Below are 26,001 nucleotides of genomic sequence, written 5' to 3' on the forward strand. Positions count from 1 at the left end.
CGGCCTTGTGTCGCGATAGGGCCGCAACGCGGCCCCAGCTTCAGGCAGGCAATAAAAAACCCCGGCACAGGGCCGGGGTTCTGGTACATCACACTACACGATCACTCCTGGTTGGCCAGTTTGTGCTCGAGGTAGTGAATGTTGACGCCGCCTTTGCAGAAACCTTCATCACGCACCAGGTCGCGGTGCAGCGGGATGTTGGTCTTGATGCCGTCGACGACGATCTCGTCCAGGGCATTGCGCATGCGCGCCATGGCTTCGTCGCGGTCCTTGCCGTAGGTGATCAGCTTGCCGATCAGCGAGTCGTAGTTCGGCGGAACCGAATAACCGCTGTACAGGTGCGAATCGACGCGTACGCCGTTGCCGCCCGGGGCGTGGAAGTGCTTCACCTTGCCTGGGCTCGGGATGAACTTCTTCGGGTCCTCGGCGTTGATCCGGCACTCCAGCGAGTGGCCGCGGATTACCACGTCTTCCTGGCGGAACGACAGCTTGTTGCCAGCGGCGATGCTCAGCATCTCCTTGACGATGTCGATGCCAGTGACCATCTCCGACACCGGGTGCTCAACCTGCACGCGGGTGTTCATCTCGATGAAGTAGAAGCGGCCGTTTTCGTACAGGAACTCGAAAGTACCCGCACCACGGTAGCCGATCTCGATGCACGCATCGACGCAGCGCTTGAACACTTCCTGGCGGGCTTTCTCATCGATGCCCGGGGCTGGTGCTTCTTCCAGGACCTTCTGGTGACGGCGCTGCAGCGAGCAGTCACGGTCGCCCAGGTGAATGGCGTTGCCCTGGCCGTCGGACAGTACCTGCACTTCCACGTGACGTGGGTTGGTCAGGAACTTCTCCAGGTAAACCATCGGGTTGCCGAAGGCAGCACCGGCTTCGGTACGGGTGAGCTTGGCCGAGGAAATCAGGTCCTCTTCCTTGTGCACCACGCGCATGCCGCGACCACCACCGCCACCGGCGGCCTTGATGATCACCGGGTAGCCGACGTCACGGGCAATCGCCAGGGCGACTTCTTCGTCTTCCGGCAGTGGGCCATCGGAGCCCGGTACGGTCGGTACGCCCGACTTGATCATCGCGTCCTTGGCCGAAACCTTGTCGCCCATCAGGCGAATGGTGTCGGCTTTCGGGCCGATGAAGGCGAAACCGGATTTTTCCACCTGCTCGGCGAAATCGGCGTTTTCAGCCAAGAAGCCGTAACCCGGGTGAATCGCGGTGGCGCCAGTCACTTCGGCGGCAGCGATGATCGCCGGGATGTGCAGGTAGGAATCCTTCGACGATGCAGGGCCGATGCAGACCGACTCGTCTGCCAGGCCCAGGTGCATCAGTTCACGGTCGGCAGTGGAGTGCACGGCGACGGTCTTGATGCCCAGCTCTTTGCAGGCACGCAGGATCCGCAGGGCAATTTCCCCGCGGTTGGCGATCAGGACTTTTTCGAGCTTCCCAGACATCGTTGGCTCTCCGCGATTCAAACGATGGTGAACAGCGGCTGGTCGAACTCAACCGGCTGGCCGTCTTCTACCAGGATGGCGTCGATGACACCGCCAACATCGGCTTCGATGTGGTTCATCATCTTCATGGCTTCGACGATGCACAGGGTGTCGCCTTTCTTCACGGACTGGCCAACTTCAGCGAAGTTAGGCGAGGTCGGCGAAGGCTTGCGGTAGAAGGTACCTACCATTGGCGAACGGATCAAGGTGCCTTTCAGGGCCGGGGCGGCAGCAGTGGCTTCGGCGGCTGGCGCAGCAGCGGCAACCGGCGCAGCGGCAGGGGCGGCGGCCATAGGCGCCGGTGCGTAGAACTGCTGGGCAGCTGGGGTCTTGCTGTGACGGCTGATACGGACCGACTCTTCGCCTTCCTTGATCTCCAGTTCGTCGATGCCAGACTCTTCCAGCAGCTCGATCAGTTTCTTGACTTTACGGATATCCATTAATCATCAACTCCCAAAGGTTCGGTCAGGGGGCGAAATACAAAAAAACGTATCTGAAACGTTTCTCTCGAACCCCGGCCCACTTAGGCCAGGGTTTTCATCATTTGGGCTGTGCGTTGGCAGCCAGTTGTTCCAGCGCGGACTCCAGGGCCAGGCGATAACCGCTGGCGCCCAGACCGCAGATCACCCCTACGGCAACATCGGAAAAGTAGGAGTGGTGACGGAACGGTTCGCGTTTGTGCACGTTGGACAGGTGCACTTCGATGAATGGGATGCTCACCGCAAGCAATGCGTCACGTAATGCGACGCTTGTGTGGGTGAAAGCAGCCGGATTGATCAGGATGAAGTCCACACCCTCGTTGCGTGCGGCGTGAATGCGGTCGATCAGTTCGTATTCGGCATTGCTCTGCAGGTACTGCAGATGGTGGCCTGCGGCGCGGGCGCGTTGCTCCAGGTCCTGGTTGATCTGAGCCAGGGTCACGGCGCCGTAGTGGCCTGGCTCGCGAGTACCGAGCAGGTTGAGGTTGGGGCCGTGGAGCACCAGTAGCGTTGCCATCTGCGGATTCCTTGGATTTGTAGGGCAATTCGACACAGCGCGGCGAGTGTGCCGTAAAGCAACGGCAAGTGTCCAGTTCCCGGCAATAGCCAGCACGATGTCCGAGGTTCGCGCGAAGTATGTGACCGAATAATTAAATCCGGTCACTCATTTCAGGATTTTTCCCGGCTCGCGGGAAGTTATAGACCGACTTTGCCGCGCACGCGCGTCAGAATCTGCGCAAATTCAACGGCATTTATCTCGCCAATCACCCGATCAGCGGTAATTTCGCTGCCGTTCGCAGCAAAAAACAGCAGGGCGGGGGGGCCGAACAGCTGGTAGCGGTCGAGCAGCGTGCGTTGCTCGGCATTACTGTCGGTGATGTCGAACCGCAGCAGTTTGAAGCCGGCCAGCTGTGTTTGCACTTGCGGTGCATTGAGCACCTCATGCTCGATCACCTTGCAGCTGATGCACCAGTCGGCGTACCAGTCCAGCAGCACTGGCTGGCCGGCGGCCTGGGCTTGCGCCAGGGCTGCGTCCAGAGCATCAGGTGTGGTGATGGTCTGCCAGGCATCGGCTTTTGCCGTCGGGAGGCTGCCGCTGGCGGCCAGTGACGCCCCCGGCAGTGGGCGCAGTGGGTCGCCCTGGCCAGTGAGTGCGCCGTACCAGCAAGCCAGCGCGTACACCAGCAAGGCCAGGCCGAGCAGTTGCGCCAGGCGCTGGGCCGCCGTCTTGACGACGAATTCCAGCGCGCCGAGGAACAGTGCCACACCCGCGGCGAGGAAACCGACCAGCAGCAAGGTCACAGGGCCTGGCAGTACACGGCTGAGCAAACCGATGGCCAGCCCCAGCAGCAGTACGCCAATGGCGTTTTTCACCGTGTTCATCCATGGGCCGCTTTTGGGCAGCCAGGCCGCGCCACCGGTGGCCACCAGCAGCAGTGGCGCACCCATGCCCAAACCCAGGGTGAACAGCTTGAGCGCGCCACCCAGGGCATCGCCGCTGGCGCTGATATAGAGCAAGGCACCGGCCAGGGGGGCCGAGACACATGGAGAAACCAGCAAGCTGGAGAGTACACCGAGCACTGCTGCACCCAGCAGCGAGCCGCCGCGGGTGTGGTTGGCGACGTTGTTCAGGCGGTTGCTCAGGGCCTGGGGCAGCCTCAGTTCGAAGAGGCCGAACATGGCCAGGGCGAACACCACGAAAAACAGCGCGAAAGGTACCAGCACCCAGGCCGACTGCAGGCGCGCCTGCAGGTTCAGGCTTGCGCCGAACAGGCCCATCAGTGCGCCGAGCACCGCGAAGCTGGCGGCCATTGGCAGCACGTAGGCCAGCGACAGCGCCAGGCCGCGCACGCCACCAACCTGGCCGCGCAGCACCACACCGGAAAGGATCGGTAACATTGGCAGGACGCAGGGGGTGAAGGTCAGGCCGACCCCAGCGAGGAAGAACAGCAGCAGCGACTTCCAGTTCCAGCCGTGTTCGCGGGTGGCTGGCGTGTTTGCAACGCCCTCGCCATCGATACTCAGGCGTGCGGTTTCCGGCGGGTAGCACAGGCCCTTGTCGGCGCAACCCTGGTAGCCCACCAGCAGGGTGAAGGCGCGTGGGTCTTTGCGTGGCAACTCGATATCGAGCACGCCGTGGTACACCTCGACGTCGCCGAAGAATTCATCGTGCTTGGCCTCACCTTTGGGGATGTTCGGCGTGCCCAGGGTGATGTCGGCCGGTTCCGTGTGGAACTGGAAGCGGTGGCGGTAGAGGTAGTAGCCATCGGTGGCGACGAAGCGCAGCTTGATGGTTTGCGCATCGGCCTGGACCAGGTTGAGCTTGAAGGCCTCGTGTACCGGCAGAAAGTCGGCGTTGTTGGCCAGCGAAGCGGCGCCAAGGGTGGCGCTTGGGCGGTTGTCGAGCAGGCCTGCGGCGAAGGCAGGGCTGGCCAGCAGCAGGAACAGCATGAAAAACAGGCGACGCATGGCGGACTCGCGAGGTGGAACGTGCTCGGCATAATAACGGATGCGCAGGAATAATTGGCCCGAAACAAACGTAGGAGCGGGTTTACCCGCGAAGCGCTCGATCTCCCAGGCGCAGCACATGTCCCGTCAAACACCACCCAACTGCTACACCTGTCCTGGCGACCACCCCGCTGACTCAGACCCTGAACGCTCGCACGGCCCGGTTCAGCTCACCGCCCAGGCTCAGCAGCTGTTCACCCTGTTCACGCCCCTCGCCAATGCGCTGCAGGTTGTCTTCACCCAACGCGTGAATCCGTTCGCTGTGGTCACGAATCTCGCTCACCGCGCCACTCTGCTGTGCCGTGACATCGGCAATCCGCACCGCTGTATCGGAAATGGTGCGAATGGCACAGACAATCTCATCCAGTGCCCCATCCGCCGCCTGGGCTTGGTTGGCCGTGGCCTCGGCATGCTCCAGTTGCGCGCGCATCCCCGCCACCGAACTTCTGGCGGCCTGCTGCAGGCGGTCGATCAACGCCTGGATCTCGCCGGTAGCCCCCGTGGTGCGCTGAGCCAGTGAGCGCACCTCATCGGCGACCACGGCAAAGCCACGGCCCATCTCGCCGGCACGGGCCGCTTCGATCGCGGCATTCAGTGCCAGCAGGTTGGTCTGCTCGGCAATCGCGCGGATCACCGTCAGTACCCCGCCAATGGTGGCCGACTCTTCCGCCAATTGTTCGATCATGCGGGCGTTGCCTTGCACTTCATCGACCAGCTCACGCAAGCCCGACAGGCTTTGGCCGATTACCGCCTGGCCTTGTTCCACCGCACGCCCGGCATCGCGGCTGGCCTCGGCGGCTGCGCTGGCATCACCAGCCACTTGTTGAATGGTCGCTTCCAGCTCGCCCAAGGCATCGCGGATCTGCCCGGTATCGCCGGCCTGTCGCTCGGCGCCGCCGTGCAGCGCAGCGCTCATGCCGGCCAGGGCGTGGCTGCTGCCGGCCACCTGCTCGGCGTTATGGCGGATGGTGCCGACCAGCTCCACCAGGTACTGACGCAGGCGGTTGAGCGACTCCTGGATGTCGTGCAGTTCGCGGTTGGTCTTGCCCAGGGCGATGGCTTGGGCGAAGTCGCCCTCGGCCCAGCGTGACAGGGCCGGGGCCAGTCCGGTCAGGGTACGGGCCAGGCGCCGTTGCAGCGTGTCGATCAGTAGGGCGATCAGCAGGATCAGGCCGATCATGAGGCCTTGGATAATGCGCACCTCGGCAGCGATTTTCGCATGCTGGCCGCGCACTTCGGGTTCCAGCGCGGCGATGGCCTGTTGTACGGCTTCCAGGTGCTGGCCGGTGGTGGTGGCCAGCGCGACGCGGCGCTCGATCTGTTCGCGGGTGCGTTGCAGTTCGGCCGGGTAGCGGTTGAGCAGGCTTTGCAATTCACGCTTAAGGCCCACGGCAATGTCTTCCTGCTGGGCGCTGCTCTGGGATTCCAGGCCCATCATCGCAGCGAAGTCGTCGGCTCCGGATTCGGCCGTGCGGGTTACGCCGAGCAGTGGCAGGCCGTCGACCGTCTGGGCCTGGGCGCGGATCAGTTGCAGCTCGCGCTCCACCTCGTCGGCCAGCTCCGGGCGGCCGCTGCTGACCAGCTTGTCGCGAGCCAATGACAGCCGCCCCAGGTGCAGGGTGGCGTCGAGCAAGGGCAGCAAGTAGCGATTGGCCTCGGCGTTGCCACTGTCGCGGGCGTAGCTGGCCATCTGCTCGAAGTTCGCCCCCAGCTCCCGCTCGGCTTGCAGCAGCAGGGCTTGTGGGTCGCCGGCCAGCTTACCGGCGGCCAGCAGTTCGTTGGCGGTGAAGGCCTGCAGGCTATCCAGGCTGGGGCGCAACTTCTCGGCCAGCTCTACGGGCCAATCCGTCAGTGCGGCCTGCAACTGCTGGGTCGCCTCCATGGCGGCGGCCTGACGCAGGGCATCGCCGCTGCCCAGGTAGGCCTGGATATTGCGCGCCGCCTGGTTCTGGAACTGCTGAGACAGGCCCAGATAGCGCTCCATCAGCTGGTAGGGGCGCTCGAGGGCGCGCTGCGACCACCACAGGGTGGCGCCCAAGGCGATACACACGGTCACCAGCAACAGGGTGTTGAAATTGGTCAGCCACTTCAGGCGCATAGCCGCGAACTTCCTGCGCAGGGGAGAGGTAGGCGCCTGAAGTTATTGCGATTTTGTGACGGGGTGATGACGCCAGGGGCTTGGTGTCAGAAAAAAGTGGCACAGTGCCTCTATTGGTGTGGCCGGCACAGTGAGTGCGAATCTCAGGGCTCTACACGAACGACGCAATTACGCCCCGCATGCTTGGCCCGGTACAGCGCCTCGTCCGCTGCACTGGCCATGGTCAGTGCATCCAACCCCTCGTCCAGTTGCACCACCCCTGCACTGAAGGTGCACTGCAAATCGCGCGGCTGCGCCGGGTAGAGAATTTCGGCAAAGCGCCGGCGAATTTCGTCCAGCACCTTGTGTGCGGCATCCAGCGCGGTATTGGGCATGACGATGGCGAACTCCTCGCCACCGTAGCGGCCAATGAAGTCGGTCTTGCGCAAGCGCTGCTTGAGGAATAGGGCAAGGCTCTTGATCACGCGGTCGCCCATGGGGTGGCCGTGGCGGTCGTTGATCTTTTTGAAGTGGTCGATGTCGAGCATGGCAAAGCTCAACGGCTGCTGCTCACGGCGGGCGCGGAAGCTGCAGTCTTCCAGCAACTGCAGGATATGGGTGTGGTTGTACAGCCCGGTCAGGCTGTCGCGGACCATGCGTGCCTTCAAATGGCGGGCGCGGGCGGCGCGGTTGCGCACGGTAGTGATCAGGTGGCGTGAGCGAAACGGCTTGGTCAAAAAGTCATCACCGCCTTCGCTCATGGCATCCAGTTGCTTGTCCAGGTCGTCCTCGGCAGACAGGTAGATGATCGGCACACTCACATAACGGTCACTGTGGCGGATTACCTTGGCCAGCTCCGGGCCGGTGCAGGCCGGCATGTACAGGTCGAGGATGATCAGGTCGGGCTGGAAGTCGGCAAGCTCGGCCATGGTGCGGATCGGGTCGGTCAGGCTGCGGGTGAGCATGCCGGCGCCGGCCAGTACACGCTCGGTGTACAGGGCCTGGGTGCGCGAGTCGTCGATGATCAGCACGCGCAACGGGTCGTGCGGGGCGGTGTTGGTCAGCAGTTCGACCTTTTCCAGCAAGCTGGAAGCTTCCAGGCTGCCGGTGAGAAAGTCCTGACCACCGGCGCGTACTGCGGCAAGGCGGGTCGGGGTGTCGGCTTCGTGATGGCTGAAGAACAGCAACGGAATGGCGCGTGCCAGGCCCTGCTGCACTTGGGCGGCCAGCAGCAAGCCCAGGCCGGCGCCGGTGAAGTCGACATCCATGATGATGGCCGAAGGCGGGTACTCGCTGATCGAGGCGAGAAACGCCGCTGTGCTGGGCAACGCTTGCACCACCAGGCCAAAGAATTCCAGTTGCTGGGCCAGGCGCTGGGCACGCTCGTGGTCCTGCAGCAGGATGTACACCGGTTTGCGCACCGGCAGCAGCAGCGGGTCGAGCGGGTCGTCCTTGCGCAGGCCGTTACGCGTCAGCTGTTGGACGGGGCACTGCGGGCTCGGCTCGACTGCTTGGCTCATGTCCTGGCTACTTATAGGTTGGGATGTGCAGGGGCAATGATGGCTCTATGCTAGCAGCTCTTTTCACGTGCGTGAGTGCCCTGCGTCAACAAAGCGGGCAGAACGAATATTCAGTTGCTGACTGAATGGTCGCTTATGCGTACGGTGGTGTCTGCTTTATAGTGCAGCCATTCGGGCTTCCCGTGGCACGCTAGCGCAGGCCTGTGGTCAAAGCCCCTGAACCGTCGTGACTGATTAAGGACAAAGCCATGCTGGACTGGAAAAACCGCGAGGCCAAAGCCGAGCCCCGTGAGCGTGTCGACGGGCGCGGCGCTGCCGCCCGTAGCTACCTTGGCGGCCTTTGGAGCCGTGCCCTGGGGACCCTGATCGGGTTGTACCTGCTGGTGTGTATCGGCCTGGGCTGGTACTGGAGCCAGGAGCCTGCTCTGTTCCCGGTGCAGCAAAACGCCCAGGCCGCAGCCGAACGTACTGGCCAGCAGATGGTGGTGGGCTATACCACCGTCGAAACCCTCAAGACCGTGGCCGGCACCTTGCTGAACAAGCCGGGCGGCTACATTTCCAACGACCGCTTCCCGCCAGGGCTGTGGATGGACAACATGCCAAGCTGGGAATATGGCGTGCTGGTCCAGGTCCGCGACCTGTCCCGTGCCCTGCGTAAAGACTTCGCCCGTTCGCAGTCGCAGTCCACCGAAGACGCCGACCTGGCCAAGGCCGAGCCGCGCTTCAACTTCGACAACAAGAGCTGGATCCTGCCATCGAGCGAGTCGGAGTTCGAAGAGGGCATCAAGTCGCTGACCCGCTACCAGACCCGTCTGGCTGCCGGCGACAAGGGCGCTATCTTCTATACCCGCGCCGACAACCTGAACAACTGGCTGGGTGACGTGGCCACCCGCCTGGGTTCGCTGTCGCAGCGCCTGTCGGCCAGCGTTGGCCGGGTCAAGCTCAACACCACGCTGAAGACCGAGTCGGTCGTTGCCGGCCAGGCGCCGCAGGTGGATGAGGAGCTGGTGGAAACCCCATGGCTGCAGATCGACAACGTGTTCTATGAAGCCCGTGGCCAAGCCTGGGCGCTGTCGCACCTGCTGCGAGCCATCGAGGTGGACTTCGCCGACGTGCTGGCGAAGAAGAATGCCACCGTCAGCGTGCGTCAGATCATCCGTGAGCTGGAGGCCTCGCAAGAGCCGCTGTGGAGCCCAATGGTGCTCAACGGCAGTGGCTTCGGCATGTGGGCCAACCACTCGTTGGTCATGGCCAACTACATTTCCCGGGCCAACGCTGCGGTTATCGATCTGCGTCAGCTGCTGTCGCAGGGTTGATGATGGCTATCGGCCCAACCGAGGCCGCCCATCGGGCGGCTTCCGACCGCGAGCTGGTCACCTGGGTGGACGAAACCGACCAGGTACTGGGCGCCTTGCCCCGTGCCGAGCTGCGCGAGCGTGGCCTGATCGGTCGCTGCACGTTCATTCTGCTGTTCAACAGTGCCGGTGAATTGTGTGTACACCGGCGTACCCTGAGCAAGGCGCTGTACCCCGGGTATTGGGATGTGGCGGCGGGCGGCATGGTCACGGCTGGGGAAGCGTATGCCGAGTCGGCCGCGCGCGAGCTGGCCGAAGAGCTGGGCATCGAGGGCGCCGAGCTGCGCTTTCACGAGCGGTTCTACTTCGACCAGCCGGATAACCGCTTGTGGTGTGCGGTGTATTCGGCGGTGTCGGATGCACCGTTGCGGTTGCAGCCGGAAGAGGTGATCGAGGCGCGCTTCATCGGTCTGGAACAGGCTGAGCAGGAAAGCCTGAGCAAGCCTTATTGCCCGGACTCGTTGGCGGCGTTGCAGCGCTATAAGGCCACTTTGTAGGCTCGGGTTTGCCCGCGAAATACCGGCCCAGACACCCGTTTCGCAGGGCAAGGGCTTTGCCCTTGTTCGCGGGTAAACCCGCTCCTACACAACCGGCGTATTTATCGTTACACTGCGCGCCCTTTTCGGGCTGCCGCAATTCTTGCGGCAGTAGCGCCGCCCCTGCCAGAGTGGGGCTTCGCGGTCGGCCTCAACCCCAAGGCACGACCAGTTTTTGTCCTCAGCACCGAGGAACAAAAGTGGCCAAGAAAGCTTCTTCTTTTTCCGCCCTTGGCGGTCTCGTGTACTCCACCGACGCCGGTCGGCACTGCCCCGACTGTGGCCAGCCGGTGGACGCCTGCACCTGCAAGCAGCAAATCATCCCCGAAGGCGACGGCATTGCCCGCGTGCGCCGCGAAAGCAAAGGCCGTGGCGGCAAGACCGTGACCACTGTCACCGGCGTGCCGCTGCCGCCCGACCAGCTCAAGGAGCTGGCGACCACGCTCAAGCGCCGCTGCGGTACCGGCGGCGCCCTGAAGGACGGGGTTATCGAGATCCAGGGCGACCATGTCGAGCTGTTGATCGGCGAGCTGACCAAACAGGGTTTCAAGGCGAAAAAGTCCGGCGGCTGAGGCCATCGCGCGATTTTTTGCCCAGCGCTTTCTAAACTCGTTCCCGTGGTCAGAGTCTATGCCTGAGCACGGATGAATCGTCATTTTCAGCTTTTACACTCGCCCCGCTGCCTGCGGGCAGTGTCTTCGACTTATCTATAGGGGACTTGAATGTCCGTACGACGCACACGCAAAGACGATGGTAGCCAATGGACCGTGGCCGACAGCCGCAGTGTTTATGGCATCCGCCATTGGGGCGCTGGCTATTTCGCCATCAATGAAGCCGGGCGCGTCGAAGTACGCCCCAACGGCCCTCAAAGTGCTCCGATCGACCTGTTCGAACAGGTCGACGAACTGCGCCAGAGCGGCTTGTCGCTGCCCTTGCTGGTGCGCTTCCCTGACATTCTGCAGGACCGTGTGCGCCAGCTGACCGGTGCCTTCGACGCCAACATCGCGCGCCTGGAATACCAGAGCCAGTACACCGCGCTGTACCCGATCAAGGTCAACCAGCAGGAAGCGGTGGTGGAAAACATCATTGCCACGCAAAACGTTTCCATCGGCCTGGAAGCCGGCTCCAAACCCGAGTTGCTGGCAGTGCTGGCGCTGGCGCCGAAGGGCGGCACCATCGTCTGCAATGGCTACAAGGACCGTGAGTTCATTCGCCTGGCGCTGATGGGTCAGAAGCTTGGCCACAATGTGTTCATCGTCATCGAGAAAGAGTCGGAAGTGGCCCTGGTGATCGAAGAGGCTGCCGAGCTCAAGGTGAAACCACAGGTTGGCCTGCGCGTTCGCCTGTCGTCGCTGGCCTCGAGCAAGTGGGCCGACACCGGTGGCGAGAAGTCCAAGTTCGGTTTGTCCGCCGCCCAGTTGCTTTCGGTGGTGCAGCGCTTCCGCGATGCGGGCCTGGATCAGGGCATCCGCCTGCTGCACTTCCACATGGGTTCGCAGATCGCCAACCTGGCTGACTACCAGCACGGTTTCAAGGAAGCCATCCGTTATTACGGCGAACTGCGTGCGCTGGGCCTGCCGGTCGACCACATCGACGTGGGTGGCGGCCTGGGTGTGGACTACGACGGCACTCACTCGCGCAATGCCAGCTCGATCAACTACGACATGGACGACTACGCCGGCGTGGTGGTGGGCATGCTCAAGGAGTTCTGCGACGCACAGGGCCTGCCGCACCCGCACATCTTCTCGGAGAGTGGCCGTTCGCTGACCGCGCACCACGCCATGCTGGTGATCCAGGTGACCGACGTCGAGAAACACAATGACGACGTACCGACTATCGAGAACAAGGAAGCCCTGCCCGAGACCGTGCAGTGGCTGGTCGACCTGCTTGGCCCGACCGACATCGAGATGGTCACCGAGACCTACTGGCGCGCCACCCACTACATGGGTGATGTGGCCGCGCAGTACGCTGATGGCAAGATCAGCCTGGGCGAGAAAGCCTTGGCCGAGCAGTGCTATTTCGCCGTGTGCCGCCGTCTGCACAACTCGCTGAAAGCCCGCCAGCGCTCGCACCGCCAGGTGCTGGACGAGCTGAACGACAAGCTGGCCGACAAGTACATCTGCAACTTCTCGGTGTTCCAGAGCCTGCCAGACACCTGGGCCATCGGCCAGGTCCTGCCGATCATCCCGCTGCACCGCCTGGACGAAGAGCCGATGCGGCGTGCGGTATTGCAGGACCTGACTTGCGATTCCGACGGCAAGATCAACCAGTACGTTGACGAGCAGAGCATCGAAACCAGCATGCCGGTGCATGCGGTGAAGGAGGGCGAGGATTACCTGCTGGGCGTGTTCCTGGTGGGTGCCTACCAGGAAATCCTGGGTGACATGCACAACCTGTTCGGTGACACCGACTCGGTGAACATCTACCAGAATGCCGACGGCAGCGTGTACCACGCGGGTATCGAGACCCACGACACCATCGAAGACATGCTGCGCTACGTGCACCTGTCGCCGGAAGAGTTGATGACGCATTACCGCGACAAGGTCGCCAGCGCCAAGATCACTGCGCGTGAGCGGACCCAGTATCTGGATGCCTTGCGCCTGGGCTTGACCCGGTCTTCGTACCTGTCGTCGTAATTGACGGGGCCGCCCCGCAAAAACTGCACGGTTTGCTTGTTTTTGTGGGCGCGGCCTCGCGTCGCGATATGAGGGCGAAGCCCTCACCGTGTCATACCCGGTAATGGTCCTGTCCTCGCCCGTCGCATTCGCGGCGCTAACTTTGAATGCACAATTCAAAGGAGAACGACATGGAACGTCCAGGCTCCCATCGTTTACGTAATGGCCGGGTGTCCGAATCCGGGCGCCTCTACCTGTTGACTACAACTACCCGCAGCCGAACGCCGTTGTTCAAAGACTTCCGATTCGCCAGGACCGTGATCCAGCAGTTGCGGTTCAGCGATGAGCGCAAGGCTTGTCGATCGCTGGCATGGGTGTTGATGCCGGATCACCTTCACTGGCTCATCGAGCTGGGTCCAGTGAGCCTGGGTAGGCTGATGTGCGAATTCAAATCCAGAAGCAGCTGTGCCTTGTACAAGGCCGGTGCTGAAAGACGGCATATCTGGCAAACCAGCTTTCATGACCGGGCTTTGCGTCGCGAGGAGGATGTGCGAGCGGTGGCCCGCTACATCATCGCCAACCCCATTCGGGCCGGCCTGGTGCGGCGGGCTGGCGAGTATCCCCACTGGGACTGTGTATGGCTGTGAGCATGTGAGGGCTTCGCCCTCATTTCGCGACACAAGGCCGCTCCCACAGGGACCGCGAAAGCAGGCCGACCCGCTATCCCATGTGGGAGCGGCCTTGCGTCGCGATGGGCCGCAAAGCGGCCCCAATCAGCCAAACCACAGGTCTCTCTGCTGCAACCGCCACCCGACCCACCCCAACGTCACCGCCCGCAACCCCATGAACCCAAGAAACGCCATCCACAACCCATGGTTGCCCAACCCGCTCATGGCCAGTGCCACCGGCAGCGCAATCAACACCGAAACCAGCATTGCATTACGCATTTCCCGCGCCCGGGTCGCGCCGATGAACAAGCCATCCAGCAAGTAACTCCACACCGCGATCAACGGCAGCAACGCCAGGTAGGGCAAATACGGATAAGCCGCCGCCCGCACACTGTCGATATCAGTCTGTAAGTCGATGAACAGGTGCCCACCCAGCAGGAACAGCCCGGCAAACCCCACGCTGGTGATCAGTGACCAACCACAAGCGACCACCAGCGAGCGGCGCAAAGTGTCGCGGTCACGGGCACCAATGGCATGGCCGCACAAGGCCTCCACCGCATGGGCCAGCCCATCCAGCGCATAGGCCGTCAGTAGCAGGCCATTGAGCAACAGGGCGTTGGCCGCCACGGTCGCTTCACCCAGACGCGCGCCCTGCACGGTGATCAGCAGGAACACCAGTTGCAGTGCCAGGCTACGCAGGAAGATGTCGCGGTTCACCGCCAGCAGTGGCCTCCAGGCCTGCCAGCGCTTGAGCGCTGCCCACACGATCTGCCCCGGGTAAGCCCGCAGGGCCGGGCGGGTCAGGGCCAGGCCGAGCAGGGCGGCACTCCATTCGGCAATTACCGACGCCCGCGCCGAGCCCAGTACACCCCAGTCCAGGCCCAGCACGAACCACAGGTTCAAGGCGATGTTCAGCAGGTTGGTGGTCAGCAGGATGGCCAGTGGCGCCCTGGCGTTCTGGGTGCCGAGGAACCAGCCGACCAGCGCGTAACTGGCCAGCGCCGCAGGCAGGCCAAGCAGGCGGGTATGGAAGAAGTCTTCGGTGGATTGCTGCAGGGCTGCGCTGGGTTGCATCGCATGGAGTGCGAGCTGGCTGAAGGGCAGGGCCAGCAGGCCGATCAACAGGGCGAAGCCGACCGCCAGCAGCAGCCCTTGCACCAGTACCTGGCGTAGCGCTGCACCGTCGCCACGGCCGGCGGCCTGGGCAGCGAAGCCGGTGGACCCCATGCGCAGGAAGCCCATCAGGCCGACCATGAAGGTGAACAAGGTGGCGCCCACGGCCACGGCGCCCAGTTGGTGGGCGTGCGGGAGATGACCGATGACCGTGCTGTCGACCAGCGCCACCAGCGGTACCGAGATGTTGGACAGGATCATCGGCGCGGCCAGCGCCCAGACCTTGCGGTGGGTGGGGCGGTGGCGCCAGTCGGCAGCGAGTTGGGGCATGTGCATTCCATGAGATTTTGGGGCCGCTGTGTGCCCCTTCGCGGGCTTGCTCGCTCCCACAGGAAAGTGTTGCTCTTGCGGCCGGCGCCAAACCTGTGGGAGCGGGCAAGCCCGCGAAGGGACGCCATGCGGCCCCTTTAACGAATGGCCACAGTGTAACGACCAGGCAACCATTTAGCGCGACCATGGTCTGACCTGGCGCGCAACGCCGGGTGCTGCACCTGACGTTGCGCTATAGTTGCTGCCCTCACGTACACGCTGCCCAAGAGTTCCTATCTCATGTTCAACAAAGGATTGTTGCTGGCCTGCGCGCTGGCGTTGCTCAGTGCCTGTGACTCTTCCACGCCGGGCAAACCGGCGCCGGTCGAGAAAACCGTGGCGCCCGCGCCCGCCGAAACCCCCGCCCCCAAGCGTGAGGACCCGGCCGTGCTCGCCAAGCGCTACGAGGGCCGCGAACTCACGGTGCTGGACGTATCGGAAGTGCAGCTCGATGGCGCGGCAACGCTGTCGATCAGCTTCTCAGCACCGCTGGATGCCAAGCAGGACTTCGCTACCAAGGTGCACCTGGTCGACACCGTCAAGGGTAAGCTAGATGGCGCCTGGGAACTCTCCGACAACCAGATGGAGCTGCGCCTGCGCCACCTGGAGCCGCAGCGCAAGCTGGTGCTGACCGTCGACAAGGGGCTGCTGGCAGTCAACGGCAAGCAGCTGGACAGCGAGTCGATCACCCGCCTGGAAACCCGCGACATGCAGCCGACCATCGGCTTTGCCAGCCGCGGCTCGCTGCTGCCTACCCGCCTGGCCGAAGGCCTGCCGGTGATTGCCCTGAACGTCGACAAAGTGGATGTCGAGTTCTTCCGCGTCAAGCCAGACATGCTCTCGACCTTCCTGGCCAACTGGGGACGTAACAGCAGCCTGTACTACTACCAGTCCAAGGAAACCCTGGACATGGCCGAGCTGGTCTACAGCGGCCGCTTCGATCTGAACCCGGCGCGCAACACGCGCGAGACCGTGTTGCTGCCGATTGCCGGCATCAAGCCGTTGCAGGCGCCAGGGGTGTACCTGGCAGTGATGCGCGCCTCGGGTACCTACGATTATTCTCAGCCGGCAACCCTGTTCACCCTCAGCGACATCGGCGTGTCGGCCCACCGCTACCGCGACCGTATCGACGTGTTTGCGCAAGCCCTGGAAGGCGGCAAGGCGCTGAGCGGCGTCAACCTGGAAATCCATGACGAAAAGGGCAAGCTGCTGGCCCAGGCCACCACCGATGGCAAGGGGCATGCCCAACTGCCGATCACGCCAAAGGCCGATACCCTGATTGCCACCCAAGGCGTGCATACCACGCTGCTGCGCCTGAACACCGCAGCCCTGGACCTGGCCGAATTCGACATCACCGGGCCTCAGGCCAACCCGCTGCAGTTCTTCATCTTCGGCCCGCGTGACCTGTACCGCCCGGGTGAGACGGTGCTGCTCAACGGCCTGCTGCGCGACCAGGACGGCAAGCCGGTCAAAGCCCAGCCGGTGAGCGTGGAAGTGCGTCGCCCGGATGAACAGGTGAGCCGCAAGTTCGTCTGGGAAGCCGACAGCAATGGCTTGTACCAATACCAGTTGCAACTGGCCACCGAGGCCCCGACTGGCCGTTGGCAACTGCTGCTCGACCTGGGTGGCGGGCGCAAGCAGGTCTATGAATTCCTCGTTGAAGACTTCCTGCCCGAGCGCCTGGCGCTGGAGCTCAAGGGCAGCAACACACCGCTTTCGCCGGATGAAGATGCGCGTATCCAGGTCAATGGCCGTTACCTCTATGGTGCGCCGGCCGCCGGCAACCGCCTGAGCGGTCAGGCCTATGTACGCCCGCTGCGCGAGGCAGTACCGGCGTTGCCTGGCTACCAGTTCGGCTCGGTCACCGAAACCGATCTGAACCAGGACCTGGAACTGGACGAAGTCACCCTTGACCAGGCCGGCAAGGCGGTGGTCGATATCGAAAGCCGTTGGGCCGAAGCCCGCTCTCCGCTGCAACTGACCGTGCAGGCCAGCCTGCAGGAGTCGGGGGGCCGGCCGATCACCCGGCGCCTGGAGCAGCCTATCTGGCCGGCTGAGCGCCTGCCGGGCCTGCGAGGCCTGTTCGAAGGTGAGGAGACCGATAGCGACGGGCCCGTGGAATTCGAATTCCTGGTGGCCGACCGCGACGGTAACAAACTGGCGGCCGACGCGCTTAAGGTGCGCCTTGTTCGCGAACGCCGCGATTACTACTGGAATTACTCGCAAAGCGACGGCTGGAGCTACGCCTACAACGAGAAGTTCCTGACCCAGAACGAAGAGACGATCAGCGTCAAGGCAGGTTCCACCGCCAAACTCAGCTTCCAGGTTGAGTGGGGCCCGTACCGCGTCGAGGTCGAAGACCCGCAGACCGGTCTGGTGTCCAGTGAGCGCTTCTGGGCCGGCTATCGTGCCCAGGACAACGCTGAGGGCGGCGCGGTGCGGCCGGACCAGGTCAAGCTGGCGCTGGACAAACCCTCCTACACCGATGGCGCTACTGCCAAGGTCACCGTCACCCCGCCCGCTGCGGGCAGCGGCTACCTGATGATCGAGTCCAGCGATGGCCCGCTGTGGTGGCAGGAGATCGATGTGCCCGCCGAGGGCAAGACCTTTGACGTGCAACTGGACAAGGCCTGGGCCCGTCACGACCTGTACATCAGCGCGCTGGTTATCCGCCCTGGTGAGCGCAAGGCCAATGCCACGCCCAAGCGCGCCGTGGGCGTGCTGCACCTGCCGCTGGACCGCGCCGAGCGCAAGCTTGCGCTGAGCCTGCAGGCGCCGGAAAAAATGCGCCCGAAACAGCCTTTGACAGTGAAGGTAAAGGCCGCCAACGCCGATGGCAGTGTGCCCAAGCAGGTGCATGTGTTGTTGTCGGCGGTGGACGTGGGCATCCTCAACATCACCGATTTCAAAACCCCCGACCCGTTCGCCAGCCTGTTCGGGCGCAAGGCCTATGGTGCCGATCAACTGGACATCTACGGCCAGTTGATAGAGGCCGGCCAAGGCCGCCTGGCCAGCCTGGCGTTCGGTGGTGACGCAGCGATGGCCAAGGGGGGCAAGCGCCCCAACACTACGGTAACCATCGTCGCCCAGCAGAGCCTGCCGGTGACGCTGGACGACAAGGGTGAGGGCCAGGCCACGGTCGACATCCCCGACTTCAACGGTGAACTGCGGCTGATGGCGCAGGCCTGGACCGAAGAGCACTTCGGCATGGCCGAAGGCAAGACCGTGGTCGCCGCGCCGTTGATTGCCGAGCTTTCGGCCCCGCGCTTCCTGGCCGGTGGCGACCGTACCAGCCTGGCACTGGACCTGGCCAACCTGTCCGGCCGCGCCCAGCAACTGAGCGTCGAAATCACCACGGATGGGCAACTGAGCCTGGCGGCCAATGCCGTGCAGAGCGTTAACCTGGCCGAAGGGCAGCGCTCGACGCTGATGATTCCGGTGCAGGCCCAGGGGGGGCTGGGGCAGGGCAAGGTGCATGTCCGGGTGACGGGCCTGCAACTACCGAACGAGCCGGTCAATGCGTTCGAACGTGAGTGGACGCTGGGCGTGCGCCCGGCCTACCCGGCAATGCTCAAGCACTACCGTGTGGCCTTGAAGGACCAGCCGTGGACTCTGCCCGAAGCAGACCTGGCCGCCTTCGAACCCGCAGGCCTGGAAGCCAGCCTGGCCTTGTCGAGCCGGCCGCCGCTGAACCTTGCCGAGCAGATTCGCGCGCTGCAAGCCTACCCCTACGGCTGCCTCGAACAGACCACCAGCGGCCTGTACCCCTCGCTGTACGCCGATGCCGACAGCCTCAAGCGCCTTGGCATCAAGGGCGAGCCGGCGGATGTGCGCAAACGCAAGATCGAAATGGGCATCGAGCACCTGCTGGGGATGCAGCGCTACAACGGCAGCTTTGGCCTGTGGAGTTCGGACAGCGAGGAAGAGTACTGGCTGACCGCCTATGTGACTGACTTCCTGCTGCGTGCCCGTGACCAAGGGTATGGCGTACCCGCCGAGGCATTGAAGAAGGCCAGTGAGCGCCTGCTGCGTTACCTGCAGGAACGCAACCTGATCGAAGTCGACTACAGCGAGAATGCCGACCACACGCGCTTTGCGGTGCAGGCCTACGCGGCGCTGGTGCTGTCGCGCAGCCAGCAGGCGCCGTTGGGTGCCCTGCGCGGGCTGTTCGAACGCCGCGCTGATGCCCGCTCCGGTCTGCCGCTGGTACAACTGGCAGTGGCGCTGGACAAAATGGGCGACAAACCGCGTGCCGAGCAAGCCTTGCAGGCGGGCCTGGGCATCAGCCGTGGCAAAGGCTGGCTGGCCGATTATGGCAGCGCCCTGCGTGACCAGGCACTGATCCTGGCGCTGCTGCAGGAAAGCAACCTGGCCAGCAGCCAGGTCGATCAGCGCCTGTTCGCCTTGTCGGATGAACTGGCGGCCAACCGTTGGCTGTCGACCCAAGAGCGCAATGCACTGTTCCTCGCTGGCCGTGGCCTGCTGGGCAAGCCGGAAGGCCAGTGGCAGGCACGCCTGGACAGCGCGGGTGAAGTGCGCGAGTTGAACAATGCCGAGGCCGGTATGAAGCTGGAAGGCCCGTTACTGGCCTCGCCTCTGAGCGTGCAGAATGAAGGCAACGAGACGCTGTACCAGCAACTGACCTTGTCCGGCTACCCACGACAGGCACCTGCTGCTGGCGGCAACGGCCTGCAGATTCACAGAGAGTACCTGGGCATGAATGGCCAGCCGCTGGACCTGCACAACCTGCGCAGTGGCGACCTTGTGCTGGTGCACCTGGCGCTCAAAGCTGAGGACCGCGTGCCGGATGCGTTGGTGGTGGACCTGCTGCCGGCCGGCCTGGAGCTGGAAAACCAGAACCTGGCTCAAAGCGCCGCCAGCCTGGACAACGCCAGCAGTGCAGTGAAGGCGTGGCGCGAGTCGATGCAGAACGCCAGCGTGGTGCATCAGGAGTACCGTGATGACCGTTATGTTGCCGCGCTCAAGCTTGACGGCTATGGCACCACCCACCTGCTGTACCTGGCGCGAGCAGTGACCCCGGGCACCTACCGCGTGCCGCCGCCGCAGGTCGAGTCGATGTATCGGCCGAACCTGCAGGCCGTGGGCGATGGGCAAGGGGAGATGACGGTGAAAGCCCGCTAGAGACCCGCTCTACGCGGAAAGTGTGGGAGCGGCCTTGCGTCGCGATAGGGCCGCAAAGCGGCCCCGACAATTCAAGCGGCGAAGCTGAAAGCCTGGGGCTGCTGTGCAGCCCTGTCGCGACGCAAGGCCGCTCCCACAAAGACCGCGCAGATCAGTGGATCACCCAGCTCATCACCCACAGCCCCAGCACCAGCCAGATGATTCCGAGGATGATCGAGGCGCGCATGAATGCGCGGATTGCCGAGTACAGCAGCATCAGGCCGATGATCAGGGCCAGGATGCTCAGCAGCGAAGTGTCCATGCCCAAGGTGCGCGACAGGCCATCGATGAAGTTGCCACCGGCATTGGCCAGCAGGTTGAACAACCCGCTCAATGCGTCGACGATGAAGCGGATCAACGACCCCAGTGCCTGGCCCAGCCACTCGAAAAAACCTTCTACATGCATAGTTGCTTCCTGATGAAAAAATCGGCGAGGTTGTCGTCCCAAAGCCTTTGGCCATTACCTGGCCAGGTCGGTTCCCGATGCCAAGCTTAGCGCGACCACGGTGCCGTGCGGGCAGGTTGTTGCGTGCCACGCTGATCAGTCTGCTGGTGCTCGGCAGCCTGTTCTGGCTGGCTGATCGTATCTGGCCGCTGCCGCTGCCGGGTGATGACCTGGCCCGGGTAGTGCTGGCCGAAGACGGCACACCCTTGTGGCGCTTTGCCGATGCTGATGGCGTGTGGCGCTACCCCGTGAGCCCTGAAGAGGTTTCGCCGCTTTACCTGCAGGCTTTGCTGACTTATGAGGACCGTTGGTTCTACAACCACCCAGGGGTCAACCCGCTGGCATTGGGCCGCGCGGCCTGGCTGAACCTGCGCGGCGGGCGTGTTGTGTCGGGCGGCAGCACATTGTCGATGCAGGTGGCACGCCTGCTCGACCCGCACGACCGTACCTTGGTCGGCAAACTGCGCCAGCTATGGCGCACCTTGCAGCTGGAATGGCACTTGTCCAAGCGCGACATCCTGCAGATCTACCTGAACCGCGCACCTTTCGGCGGCACGCTTCAGGGCGTGGCGGCAGCCAGCTGGGCGTACCTGGGCAAGTCGCCCCTGCACCTGACACCTGCCGAAGCGGCACTGCTGGCCGTGCTGCCCCAGGCACCCAGCCGGCTGCGCCCGGACCGCCACCCCGAGCGTGCCCAGCGTGCCCGGGACAAGGTGCTGCAGCGCCTGGCTGAGTACCAGGTATGGCCGGCCCAGCAAATTCGCGAGGCGGCCGAGGAGCCGCTGGTGTTGGCGCCACGCCAGGAGCCGGCCCTGGCGCCATTGTTGGCCCGGCGCCTGAACAGCGCTGACAGCCCGCCGCTGATCCGTACCACGCTTGACGCTGCGCTTCAGCGGCGCCTCGAAGACTTGCTGCTGGGCTGGCGCGCACGGCTGCCGGAGCGTACCTCGGCCGCCATTCTGGTGGTCGAAGCGCAGAGCATGGCGGTGCGCGCGTACCTGGGCTCGATAGATTTGTCTGATGAGCGCCGCTTTGGCCATGTCGACATGGTGCGCTCGTTACGTTCGCCCGGCTCCACCCTCAAGCCGTTTCTTTACGGCATGGCGCTGGACGATGGCCTGATCCATTCCGAATCGCTGTTGCAGGATGTTCCACGACGCTATGGCGACTATCGCCCTGGCAACTTCTCCATGGGGTTCAGCGGGCCGGTGTCGGCCAGCTCGGCGCTGGCCCTGTCGCTCAACCTGCCCGCCGTGCAATTGCTGGAGGCCTACGGCCCGAAACGCTTTGCCGCACAACTGCGCATGGCGGGCATGCCGTTGATACTGCCACCCCTTGCCGAGCCCAACCTGTCGTTGATCCTGGGCGGTGCCGGCAGCCGGCTGGAGGACCTGGTCGGCGGCTACGCGGCGCTGGCGCGGGGTGGCAACAGTGCGCAGGTGCGCTTGCAGCCACAGGCCCCCTTGGTGGAGCACCGGTTGCTGTCACCGGGGGCGGCGTGGATCATCCGGCGTATCCTCAGTGGCCAGGCGCGCCCGGATCGCGACCCGCACGCCGAACTGGTGCAGCGCCCGCTACTGGCCTGGAAGACTGGCACCAGCTACGGCTTTCGCGATGCCTGGTCGATTGGCGTGGGGCCGCGTTACCTGATCGGCGTATGGATTGGCCGCCCCGACGGTACACCGGTGCCTGGGCAGTTCGGCCTGGCGTCGGCGGCGCCGCTGATGTTGCAGGTGCACGATCTGTTGAGCAATCGCGACAGCCAACGCGGCATCAGCGTCCCGGTAGCGCCGGTACCTGCGAATATCGGCGTTGCGGCGATCTGTTGGCCGCTGGGCCAGCCGATGAGCAAGCAGGACACCAACTGTCGGCGTCAGCGCTTTGCATGGACCCTGGACGGCACCACGCCACCCACCTTGCAGGCAGCCGACCAGCCGCTAGGCCTGGGCTTGCGCGAAAAAGTGTGGGTCAACGAGCAGGGCTTGCGGGTGGATGGTAGCTGCCCGGGCGCCAAGGCGCGTGACATCGCCCTGTGGCCGGCGCCGCTGGAGCCTTGGCTCCCCCGTGTCGAGCGGCGCATGGCACGTTTGCCGGCCATCGACCCGGCCTGCCCGCCGCAGGCGCCGGCCAGTGCACCACCGCTGTCGATTGTCGGCGTGCGCCCAGGCGACAATCTGCGCCGCCCGGCCACCAGCACTGAGCCGTTGCAATTGCAGGTCTCTGCCTTGGGGGGTGGTGGACGGCGCTGGTGGTTCCTCAACGGCCAGCCGTTGGGTGAAACCCAGGGGCAGGACAGCCTGTTGCTGCGTTTGCCACAGGTGGGGCAGGCCGAACTCAGCGCGCTGGACGAAAGCGGTCAGACGGCGCGGGTGGCGTTCCAGGTCAGTGAGTAGGTGTTCGACGACAGCCGGGCCAGCACCTACGCTTGCAAGTGACGGGTGTGACCGGCTGGCGCCCCGCAACCCATGGGAACATGGAGTGCCCTATGCGTCCTCTGGTCGTGCCCCTGATGTTGCTGCTTTGGGCACTTGCTGCCCACGCCGACCCGTTGCCGGGGTTTCTCGACAGCCATGAATACGAGCGGCGTCTGCCCAGCGCCAACCTGCCGATGACGGACTACTCCCCTGCGAGCCCCCGCATACGGCTGGCCGGGGCGGCTATCGACAACCCCGACTGGGCCCCGGCCAACACCCGGCTGGTACTGCATAAAGTGCGCTTCGAGGGCGGCACGGTGTTCCCCCTGGGCGACCTGCGCGAACACTATCAGCCGCTGATCGGGCGCGAAACCACGGTGGGTGAATTGCAGCAATACACCCAGCGCCTGACCCAACGCTACCGGCAGGAGGGCTACTTGCTGTCGTATGCCTACTTGCCTGCTCAGGATGTGGCCGATGGCAGGGTCAACGTGGTGCTGGTCGAAGGTTACGTACGTGATTACCGCGTGGACGGCGATATTGGGCCGGCCAGCGAGTATTTGCAGCAGCTGCTGGCGCGCATTGAGGCCGAGCGCCCACTGACCCGCGAAACGCTGGAGCGCTATCTGGGCCTGGCTACGCGCATGCCAGGGGTTGTGGTAGAGGCCGAACTGGCAATGGCGCGGGCTGCCGATGGTGTCGCCCAGCTGACCGTGCATGCACGGCGCAAGCCGCTCAGCGCCGCTGTGACCGTGGCCGACTCCAGCCGTGATGCTGCACAGGCCCTGATCACCGTAGCCAGCAATGCCCAGACCCGCCATGGCGAACTGGTCACGGCCAGCTGGCTGCTGCCCCCTGGCAATGACCGGGTCTACTACCAGCGTCTCGATTACAGCCAGTACCTGGACGCCGCCGGTAGCCAACTGCTGCTGTCGGCGTCGCGCTACCGCAGCGAGCCCGGCACGCGCATACGTTTGAACGATGGCCGCGATATCACCCGCGAGCACGACAGTGAGCGCTATGCGATCGGCCTGCGTCAGCCGGTGGTTGTCAGGCCGAATGAGTGGCTGGCGGTGCAGGGGCACGTGTACTCGGTCAGTGAGCATGATGAAGACCGGATGGCCGAGCAGCCATCGTCTCGCAAGTACGACACCTATGTGCGGGCGCTGTCATTCGAAGGTGACTGGCGCAAGGTGGAGCAGGGGCGTTTGCGTATCGTCAGTGCCGGGGTCCATCAGGGGCTGGACTACCTGGGGGCGCGCAGCGATGCTGACTACGATCTCGACTTCCTGCGCTTGCGGCTTTCCGGTTTGCAGAGCGACACCCTGTTGGAAAACGGGCAGGGGGTGGTGTCCGGGGCGTTGTACTGGAGTGATGATCGATTGCCCGACAGCGAGCGTGCGGGGTTTGGCGGGCAGCATTTCGGGCGCGGTTACCCGCGCGATCAGGCGGACGGTGACAAGGGCTGGGGTGTGGCTTACGAGCTCAACTACAGCGTGCGCAGTCGCTGGCTTGCGCGGGTTCAGCCCTATGCGGTGGTGGATACCGCTCAGGCCTGGCACAACCGGGGACCGGTGGAGGACGCCCATCTGGCGTCGGTGGCGCTGGGTGTGCGGTTAGGGGGTGGGCATGTGTTCAATGTGGCGCTGGAAGTGGCCAAGCCGTTGGCGGATGTGGCGCTGGATAGCCTGGACCGTGGGCCTCGGCTGTCGTTGAACCTGGCGATCCAGTTGTAGCAGGCAATTGTGGGCTTGCAGGAGCAGCCTTTCGCAGCGCAAGGCCGCTCCAGAATGGTGTGCCGAGCCTTCACTCAATGGGTCGTGAACCGCTGGTGCACGGGCGACGAGCTGGGGGTCAGCGCCAGAGCCAGTTGGGTGCGGTTGTGCATATGCGTCAAACGCAAAACCTGAGACACATACAGCTTCACGGTGTTTTCGGTAATGCCCAGTTCACAGGCGATCTGGTAATTGGTCTTGCCCTTGCTAACCAGGCGCGCCACTTCCAGCTGGCGTGGTGACAGTTTCTCGAACGCTGCTGGCAGCTCGCTTTCGCTTTCTTCTGCATCACTGGCACGCCGGTGGGTGCCTTGGCCACGGGCTTTTTCCAGGTCCTGATACAGTTCGTCCACCGACTCGGCCAGTTCCTGCAAGCGCTGGTTCAATCCACCCAGATCGCGGATGTTGCGCTGGCGCTCCAGCAAGGCCTCTTCCTGCCGGCGGACGCCTGCCAGCAGTTCATCAAGGTCCATCGGCTTCTGGTAGTAATCGGCAAACCCTTCGCGTATCGCCCGGATCAAGTCCTGTTTCTCGGCACGCCCTGTCAACATGATGGCTTCGAACGTGCGCTGGCTGCCGTTGATTTCCTTCAAGGCGCGCACTAGCTCGATGCCATCCCGATCTGGCATGTGCAGGTCACAGATGAGCAAGCCGATGGTCGGGTCTGCCACATAGTGCTCGATGGCTTCGTCGGTTGAGAGGGCTGTAACGCAGGTATAGCCCTTGGTTTGGAGGAATTCACTCAGCTGTTCGACAATGACCGGTTGGTCATCAACCACCAACACCTTTACTTCACTCACTGATCTGGACACGATCAACTCCCTGTTCTTATACAGCCCTGCTCCCGTGCCAGACGCTCTGGCAGCTTAAAAGTAGTCGCACTCAGCGAATATGTACAAGGCGTGTACAGGTTATCGGACCACTGGAAGGCTTATTGGATCCATACGGCTGTTAGAAGAAAACCTGATAACACATAGGGGACGAACGCCTGCTTGTCGCCCATTTCCTCGGTCAGGGCCTGCAAACGCTTCTTTACCTTGGGGTTGAGCAGCGTCCACAGGCGCCGGCGGGTCAGTAGCCAGACCAGTACAGTGACACCCGCGCCAATGAAGGTGCCGAGCACATATTGCGGGCTGGTGGCCAGGGCCAGGGCGCCCATCAGCTTGACGTCGTCGGCGCCGAAGCGGCCGAGCATGTAGCCTGGCAGGGTCAGCAGCATGACGATGGCCAGCGCCCAACCGGCCTCGTTGGCTTCGGCGCCTATCCAGCTGTGGCCGGTGCTGAACAGCCAGGCCAGGGCGCAGCCAGCCACTCCCAGGGTCAGCACGTTGGAGATCTGGCGTTGACGCACATCCTGTTCGGAGCACAAGGCAAGCCACAGCAGGAGAACAATGCTTTGCATTGGCAGGTCGCCTTTCCCAAATGTTGAACACTTCTACCCGGTCAGTCA

General features: G+C 63.7%; 18 protein-coding genes. 8 read left to right on the plus strand and 10 right to left on the minus strand.

Annotated elements, in window-relative coordinates; translation table 11 throughout:
• Window positions 1–101 precede the first annotated feature (101 nt).
• The 6 genes from accC to LMH93_RS03085 all read right to left on the minus strand — a co-directional run bounded on the left by accC (window position 102) and on the right by LMH93_RS03085 (window position 8,080).
• On the minus strand, window positions 102–1,457 hold the full coding sequence (gene accC / locus LMH93_RS03060; protein WP_003255333.1) for an acetyl-CoA carboxylase biotin carboxylase subunit: 1,356 nt from the start codon (window positions 1,455–1,457) through the stop codon (window positions 102–104).
• Between the two features lie 17 nt (window positions 1,458–1,474).
• Window positions 1,475–1,936 carry an acetyl-CoA carboxylase biotin carboxyl carrier protein gene (accB, locus tag LMH93_RS03065; protein WP_230064819.1) on the minus strand — a complete coding sequence of 154 codons (462 nt, stop codon included), beginning with the start codon at window positions 1,934–1,936 and terminating at the stop codon, window positions 1,475–1,477.
• 100 nt (window positions 1,937–2,036) lie between these two features.
• The gene (gene aroQ / locus LMH93_RS03070) at window positions 2,037–2,492 is read right to left on the minus strand and encodes a type II 3-dehydroquinate dehydratase (RefSeq protein WP_003255330.1); all 456 of its coding nucleotides are present in this window, start codon (window positions 2,490–2,492) and stop codon (window positions 2,037–2,039) included.
• Window positions 2,493–2,671: 179 nt separating this feature from the next.
• A complete protein-coding gene (locus LMH93_RS03075) occupies window positions 2,672–4,444 on the minus strand; it encodes a protein-disulfide reductase DsbD (protein WP_230064820.1) in 1,773 nt (590 codons plus the stop codon).
• 175 nt (window positions 4,445–4,619) lie between these two features.
• Complete coding sequence (locus LMH93_RS03080; protein ID WP_230064821.1) at window positions 4,620–6,581, minus strand: methyl-accepting chemotaxis protein; 1,962 nt, start codon at window positions 6,579–6,581, stop codon at window positions 4,620–4,622.
• Window positions 6,582–6,724: 143 nt separating this feature from the next.
• Complete coding sequence (locus tag LMH93_RS03085; protein WP_003255323.1) at window positions 6,725–8,080, minus strand: diguanylate cyclase; 1,356 nt, start codon at window positions 8,078–8,080, stop codon at window positions 6,725–6,727.
• Between the two features lie 248 nt (window positions 8,081–8,328).
• On the opposite strand from LMH93_RS03085, the gene LMH93_RS03090 reads away from it, so the two are divergent.
• The 5 genes from LMH93_RS03090 (at window position 8,329) to LMH93_RS03110 (ending at window position 13,233) form a co-directional block, all read left to right on the plus strand.
• On the plus strand, window positions 8,329–9,396 hold the full coding sequence (locus tag LMH93_RS03090) for a DUF2333 family protein (RefSeq protein ID WP_003255321.1): 1,068 nt from the start codon (window positions 8,329–8,331) through the stop codon (window positions 9,394–9,396).
• A 2-nt stretch (window positions 9,397–9,398) separates the two neighbouring features.
• Window positions 9,399–9,932 carry an NUDIX hydrolase gene (locus tag LMH93_RS03095; protein WP_180688906.1) on the plus strand — a complete coding sequence of 178 codons (534 nt, stop codon included), beginning with the start codon at window positions 9,399–9,401 and terminating at the stop codon, window positions 9,930–9,932.
• A 239-nt stretch (window positions 9,933–10,171) separates the two neighbouring features.
• The gene (locus LMH93_RS03100) at window positions 10,172–10,543 is read left to right on the plus strand and encodes a translation initiation factor Sui1 (RefSeq protein WP_003255318.1); all 372 of its coding nucleotides are present in this window, start codon (window positions 10,172–10,174) and stop codon (window positions 10,541–10,543) included.
• Window positions 10,544–10,693: 150 nt separating this feature from the next.
• Entirely contained in the window at window positions 10,694–12,607 is a 1,914-nt protein-coding gene (gene speA / locus LMH93_RS03105; protein ID WP_003255317.1) for an arginine decarboxylase, read from the plus strand.
• A 170-nt stretch (window positions 12,608–12,777) separates the two neighbouring features.
• A complete protein-coding gene (locus tag LMH93_RS03110) occupies window positions 12,778–13,233 on the plus strand; it encodes an REP-associated tyrosine transposase (RefSeq protein ID WP_047605341.1) in 456 nt (151 codons plus the stop codon).
• A 126-nt stretch (window positions 13,234–13,359) separates the two neighbouring features.
• Here LMH93_RS03110 and LMH93_RS03115 read toward each other — a convergent pair whose 3' ends face one another.
• Window positions 13,360–14,697 carry an MATE family efflux transporter gene (locus LMH93_RS03115; RefSeq protein WP_230064822.1) on the minus strand — a complete coding sequence of 446 codons (1,338 nt, stop codon included), beginning with the start codon at window positions 14,695–14,697 and terminating at the stop codon, window positions 13,360–13,362.
• Between the two features lie 279 nt (window positions 14,698–14,976).
• Here LMH93_RS03115 and LMH93_RS03120 point away from each other — a divergent pair, with 279 nt between their 5' ends.
• On the plus strand, window positions 14,977–19,878 hold the full coding sequence (locus LMH93_RS03120) for an alpha-2-macroglobulin family protein (protein ID WP_060546063.1): 4,902 nt from the start codon (window positions 14,977–14,979) through the stop codon (window positions 19,876–19,878).
• A 151-nt stretch (window positions 19,879–20,029) separates the two neighbouring features.
• Here the strand turns inward: LMH93_RS03120 and LMH93_RS03125 are convergent, their stop codons facing one another.
• Entirely contained in the window at window positions 20,030–20,323 is a 294-nt protein-coding gene (locus LMH93_RS03125) for a hypothetical protein (protein ID WP_004577004.1), read from the minus strand.
• Window positions 20,324–20,400: 77 nt separating this feature from the next.
• On the opposite strand from LMH93_RS03125, the gene pbpC reads away from it, so the two are divergent.
• Both pbpC and LMH93_RS03135 read left to right on the plus strand, forming a co-directional pair.
• On the plus strand, window positions 20,401–22,755 hold the full coding sequence (pbpC, locus tag LMH93_RS03130; RefSeq protein WP_033726053.1) for a peptidoglycan glycosyltransferase PbpC: 2,355 nt from the start codon (window positions 20,401–20,403) through the stop codon (window positions 22,753–22,755).
• A 92-nt stretch (window positions 22,756–22,847) separates the two neighbouring features.
• Window positions 22,848–24,512 carry a ShlB/FhaC/HecB family hemolysin secretion/activation protein gene (locus tag LMH93_RS03135; protein ID WP_230064823.1) on the plus strand — a complete coding sequence of 555 codons (1,665 nt, stop codon included), beginning with the start codon at window positions 22,848–22,850 and terminating at the stop codon, window positions 24,510–24,512.
• Between the two features lie 74 nt (window positions 24,513–24,586).
• Here the strand turns inward: LMH93_RS03135 and LMH93_RS03140 are convergent, their stop codons facing one another.
• On the minus strand, window positions 24,587–25,363 hold the full coding sequence (locus LMH93_RS03140; protein WP_003255308.1) for a response regulator transcription factor: 777 nt from the start codon (window positions 25,361–25,363) through the stop codon (window positions 24,587–24,589).
• A gap of 119 nt (window positions 25,364–25,482) precedes the next feature.
• Window positions 25,483–25,953: an A24 family peptidase gene (locus LMH93_RS03145; protein ID WP_003255306.1), complete on the minus strand. Its 471-nt coding sequence runs from the start codon at window positions 25,951–25,953 to the stop codon at window positions 25,483–25,485.
• Window positions 25,954–26,001 lie beyond the last annotated feature (48 nt).

It is taken from the genome of Pseudomonas sp. CIP-10, from assembly GCF_020911845.1.
Lineage (GTDB): Bacteria > Pseudomonadota > Gammaproteobacteria > Pseudomonadales > Pseudomonadaceae > Aquipseudomonas > Aquipseudomonas alloputida.

Bases quoted from the DNA above. Each gene is read 5' to 3' on its own strand.
- LMH93_RS03135 (WP_230064823.1), top strand. From the start codon at position 22,848: ATGCGTCCTCTGGTCGTGCCCCTGATGTTGCTGCTTTGGGCACTTGCT.
- LMH93_RS03120 (WP_060546063.1), top strand. From the start codon at position 14,977: ATGTTCAACAAAGGATTGTTGCTGGCCTGCGCGCTGGCGTTGCTCAGT.
- LMH93_RS03145 (WP_003255306.1), bottom strand. From the start codon at position 25,953: ATGCAAAGCATTGTTCTCCTGCTGTGGCTTGCCTTGTGCTCCGAACAG.
- pbpC (WP_033726053.1), top strand. From the start codon at position 20,401: ATGCCAAGCTTAGCGCGACCACGGTGCCGTGCGGGCAGGTTGTTGCGT.
- LMH93_RS03080 (WP_230064821.1), bottom strand. From the start codon at position 6,581: ATGCGCCTGAAGTGGCTGACCAATTTCAACACCCTGTTGCTGGTGACC.
- LMH93_RS03115 (WP_230064822.1), bottom strand. From the start codon at position 14,697: ATGCCCCAACTCGCTGCCGACTGGCGCCACCGCCCCACCCACCGCAAG.
- LMH93_RS03085 (WP_003255323.1), bottom strand. From the start codon at position 8,080: ATGAGCCAAGCAGTCGAGCCGAGCCCGCAGTGCCCCGTCCAACAGCTG.
- accC (WP_003255333.1), bottom strand. From the start codon at position 1,457: ATGTCTGGGAAGCTCGAAAAAGTCCTGATCGCCAACCGCGGGGAAATT.
- LMH93_RS03125 (WP_004577004.1), bottom strand. From the start codon at position 20,323: ATGCATGTAGAAGGTTTTTTCGAGTGGCTGGGCCAGGCACTGGGGTCG.
- accB (WP_230064819.1), bottom strand. From the start codon at position 1,936: ATGGATATCCGTAAAGTCAAGAAACTGATCGAGCTGCTGGAAGAGTCT.
- aroQ (WP_003255330.1), bottom strand. From the start codon at position 2,492: ATGGCAACGCTACTGGTGCTCCACGGCCCCAACCTCAACCTGCTCGGT.
- LMH93_RS03110 (WP_047605341.1), top strand. From the start codon at position 12,778: ATGGAACGTCCAGGCTCCCATCGTTTACGTAATGGCCGGGTGTCCGAA.
- LMH93_RS03090 (WP_003255321.1), top strand. From the start codon at position 8,329: ATGCTGGACTGGAAAAACCGCGAGGCCAAAGCCGAGCCCCGTGAGCGT.
- speA (WP_003255317.1), top strand. From the start codon at position 10,694: ATGTCCGTACGACGCACACGCAAAGACGATGGTAGCCAATGGACCGTG.
- LMH93_RS03075 (WP_230064820.1), bottom strand. From the start codon at position 4,444: ATGCGTCGCCTGTTTTTCATGCTGTTCCTGCTGCTGGCCAGCCCTGCC.
- LMH93_RS03095 (WP_180688906.1), top strand. From the start codon at position 9,399: ATGGCTATCGGCCCAACCGAGGCCGCCCATCGGGCGGCTTCCGACCGC.